This is a genomic window from Peribacillus sp. (assembly GCF_059453735.1).
The window spans coordinates 1-3,992 of sequence record NZ_JAZVJO010000134.1 but is presented as its reverse complement, the minus strand read 5'-3'; the positions used below and the strand labels follow the sequence as shown (position 1 = coordinate 3,992).

The window sequence follows — 3,992 nt, the reverse complement described above, 5'->3', positions numbered from 1 at the left end:
CGATTTTCTTATATTCAGCTCCGGAAGAAATAATAACGGCACGTGCTTTATATTCTTTCGAGCCCGCAACTACCGTTTTATATTCCTTACCATCAATAATTTCTTTAACATCTCCGTATGCATACTCTGCACCGAATTTTTTTGCATGGTCAAACATTTTGGTTGAAAGTTCAGGTCCAAGAATATGGTCAAACCCTGGATAGTTTTCAACTTCTTCTGTGTTAGCCATCTGTCCGCCTGGAATACCACGTTCCACCATTAGAGTCGAAAGGTTAGCCCTCGAAGTATAAACGGCTGCTGTCATCCCAGCAGGCCCTGCTCCAATAATGAGTACGTCATATATTTTTTCTTCTGCCATGTGGTTCACTCCTTCGTTCTATTCAGTGAAAGAAAATTGTCTTAGCTGTAGTTTTTCCTAATACTCATATCCTATATAACAAATAATTTTCCGTCCAAGTATCTGCTCAATTGATAAGAGCCTGAACTAATTTGATGTATTTAGAAAGTGTTGCTGTCGAAATAGAATACTTTCCAGCGATTTCTGTTTGACTTTGTTTTACATTCCCATGCTTATGCCATACATATTCACATGCTGCGGCCCAGCCTGTTGGGTTAGTCAGTTTTTGTTCTTCTTTCACCGCTTCAATAAAGACTGCGAACCACATCAAAAACAAACCAGCTTCTTTAAATTGAATCGGATTAAAGTGTTGATATAATACATCCGCTGTTTGATCAGCAAAATCTACTGCATCTTCGGCACGATTTTCATTATTCTTGAGAATCAGTGATCGATACGATTTTTCTATTTTAGAAAAACGAGAATTATCCGTAACCAATTTGTGTTTAGTGAGACTTTGTTTTTTAATAGAATTCTTGATTAAGAATAACGCAAATAAACGCTCTTCTTTAAATTCGCTTTCTAAACGTTTAAGAATCGATGGAAGGTGATGCTCAAATCCGCTAACAGCTGCATTCACTTCTAACCATGGTTCATGCCCCGCTTTATCCGGGTCAAGTTTAACAACCTTTTTCCAATCCAGTTCCGCTCTGTCCTCGTATCCCAGCTCATAACCCGATACAGCGAGCCAGTAATAAAAATTCGCATCGCCTTCATATCCTTCTTTTTGCAGCTGCCTTAACCATTTATAGGAAAGTGAATGTCTCCCAATTAAAGCAAAGGTCGAACCCAGCTTAAAACGATGATCAATTAAAATAGGACGTACCTTCTCTAAGGTATTCACTAGTTTATCCACTTCTTCATTTTTTTGCTGATAGTAATCGAAAACAAGCAGGTTACAAAGGGCATGTAAATTGCCCGGGCTTTTGGTCAGAACTTCTTCTAATGTGCTGTAAGCCTCTTCCACACGTCCTAAATAAAAATAAGCGAGTGCTAGATTATTATAAGCTGACCAGTAATCTTCATATTCATTAATGGTTTCCTTTAACACATCCACAGCTTTAAGAAAATTGCCTGACTCGAGATATTCCCGAGCTTGTTCTTGTTTGCCAATAAGCCCATCCTGAAGGGTAAGACTTTCTTCTGTTTCATCTGATTCCAAAGTGATTAGATCAAGCAGGTCTTCTGCATCTTCACTAAACTCTCCGTCTTCTTCCTTTTCAAGATACGTACTCGCATGAAGAAAGGCTTCTTTAAACATACCCTGGTGGGCATAGTTATTGGCTAAAAAATAATGGCATTCTGTCATATAGGGATCTAGTATGTTAAGAATATTTTCCAGCAGATTATTTGAATAGCCATAATCGCCGATTTCAGTACATGTTATGGCTAGCTGGCAAACAATGATCGGCTCTTCTGGTTCGAGCTCCATGGCACGTTCTAGATATTTTTTTGCTTTATATAATTCACGTTTATTATATGCTTTTAAACCCTTGGCGAAATAATATTCTCCAGTTGGGTGAAAGGTCAATATTTTGGCTGTTTGAGCCAATTTAGAGTCTTTACTCATGAAATCCTCCATCTGCAAGTTGATTAGCTATAGTAGTATATCATAATCTATAGAATTTGCGTATTATCTCAAGTGGTCAACCCTGTGGTATGATTTAGCTGGCAGACATTTTTCTTTATCGTTTGCTAGTACCTATGATACAGTTAAAAAGGCATTAGTTAGGAGAATGTTTTTTCTAACTGGCGAAGCTTTTTTACATCTAAATCTTGTTTTAACATACTATTATTAACAGAGTAAAAAGTCTGTAGAAAGCTGTTCATTCTGCAGTAGATCAATATCTAAAGGAGAAGTATATGGCAACAAAAAACAGGGGGAAAATGATTGATTTATTAGGCTTCGCGATTTTTCCGATTCTTGGAATAATATATGGTTGGTTAAATCTAAGAAACTCTGAAGCAATTGAACTTTCAACCCCGATAGATTCTTACATTCCATTTTTAACCGTATTTATTATTCCATACATTGCATGGTACGCCTATTTGTTCCTCGCTATCTTCTTTTTTTGGTTTATGGATCGAATTGTTTATTGGAAAACCCTGCTTATGATTGCAGGAGGAGAAGTTATCTGTTTTATTATTTATTACTTTTACCAAACAACGGTTCCTAGACCTGAGCTAGAGGGAAATTCCATTTTCACAATGTTAACAGCTTGGATTTTTAGAAATGATGAGCCTGTTAATTGCTTTCCAAGCATACATGTCCTGACAACGAGTATTGTCATGCTTGCCTTCCTGCAAATCAAGCAAACTAATTTTTTCCAAAAGTCACTCATTCATATCATAGGCGCTATAATTATAATGTCAACATTATTTGTAAAACAGCATGTTGTGTACGATTTACTTGGTTCCATCTTATTAACCTTCATTTTGAACGTATTATTCTTTAAAGTGCAATGGAGTTTTGCTAGAGGATTCAATAAAAAAAGAGCGAAAAAACTTCAACAGTCTGGGGTAACGATGAAATTATAATCGCAAAAAAGGAGTCCATCATAGCGGACTCCTTTCTTCTTGTATTAATCCTTTTTCGCGTGTCTTTCCTTCAATACATCTAAGACTGCTTGCAACGGCAGCTCCTGCTCTTGGAATAACACAATTAGGTGATAGAGTAAATCAGCCGATTCTAGACTAAGCTCTTCATGGCTGCGATTTTTTGCTGCAATGATGACCTCAGAGGCTTCCTCTCCTACCTTTTTAAGGATTTTATCTACCCCTTCATTAAATAAATAGGTGGTATATGATCCCTCAGGCATGGTTGATTTTCTTTCAGCTACTACTGCTTCAAGATCAAACAAGAAGGATGCCGGCGTTTTAGGAGAAGATTCCTCCGCTTCAAATAATGTCTCAGAGAAACAGCTTGTGGTCCCTGTGTGACAAGCTGGTCCTTCAGGTAGAACCTTCACCACTAAGGCATCTTGGTCACAGTCATAATTAATCTGTTTAATTTTCTGTGTATTGCCGCTTGTTTCACCTTTATGCCAAAGCTCGTTCCGAGAACGGCTAAAGAACCAAGTTTCTCCTTTTTCAATGGAGAGCTTAAGAGACTCTTGATTCATATAGGCAAGTGTTAAAACCTCACCTGTATTCGCATCCTGAACAATGGCCGGCACTAACCCTTTTTCGTCAAAAGCAATTTTTTCTATATTCATCGTACAACCACTCCCTGTTTTTTTAGAAACGTTTTTACTTCTTTTACTGAAGTCTCTTTATAGTGAAAAATCGATGCAGCGAGTGCTGCATCTGCTTTCCCCTCTTCAAATACCTCTTGAAAATGTTCAGCGTTTCCTGCCCCGCCGGACGCAATGACTGGTACGGATACCGCCTCTGATATGGCTTGTGTTAATTCAATGTGGAATCCGCTTTTCTCACCATCACAATCCATGCTCGTTAATAGAATTTCACCAGCTCCACGGCTGACCGCTTCCACTGCCCATTCAATGGCAGTACGTTCAGTTGGCTTCCGTCCTCCATGTGTATATACTCTCCACGTGTTAATAGCTGGATCATAACGGGCGTCGATGGCAATGAC

At 38.3% G+C, this 3,992-nt stretch carries 5 protein-coding genes; 1 reads left to right on the top strand and 4 read right to left on the bottom strand.

Going from position 1 to position 3,992, the window contains the following annotated elements:
* A partial coding sequence (locus AC52RT_RS04580; RefSeq protein WP_495539660.1) for an NAD(P)/FAD-dependent oxidoreductase occupies positions 1-358 on the bottom strand: 358 nt, incomplete at its 3' end.
* A 106-nt stretch (positions 359-464) separates the two neighbouring features.
* Positions 465-1,967 (bottom strand): tetratricopeptide repeat protein, encoded by a 1,503-nt coding sequence (locus AC52RT_RS04575; protein ID WP_495539659.1) that lies wholly within the window; start codon positions 1,965-1,967, stop codon positions 465-467.
* Positions 1,968-2,260: 293 nt separating this feature from the next.
* Between AC52RT_RS04575 and AC52RT_RS04570 the strand changes: the two genes are divergently transcribed.
* Positions 2,261-2,935, top strand: coding sequence for a phosphatase PAP2 family protein (locus AC52RT_RS04570; protein WP_495539658.1), 675 nt, complete (start codon positions 2,261-2,263; stop codon positions 2,933-2,935).
* Between the two features lie 44 nt (positions 2,936-2,979).
* Here the strand turns inward: AC52RT_RS04570 and hisIE are convergent, their stop codons facing one another.
* The gene (gene hisIE / locus AC52RT_RS04565; protein ID WP_495539657.1) at positions 2,980-3,612 is read right to left on the bottom strand and encodes a bifunctional phosphoribosyl-AMP cyclohydrolase/phosphoribosyl-ATP diphosphatase HisIE; all 633 of its coding nucleotides are present in this window, start codon (positions 3,610-3,612) and stop codon (positions 2,980-2,982) included.
* Positions 3,609-3,992 (bottom strand): imidazole glycerol phosphate synthase subunit HisF (hisF, locus tag AC52RT_RS04560; protein ID WP_495539656.1); only part of this gene is annotated, 384 nt, incomplete at its 5' end. The genes hisF and hisIE, both read right to left, overlap by 4 nt.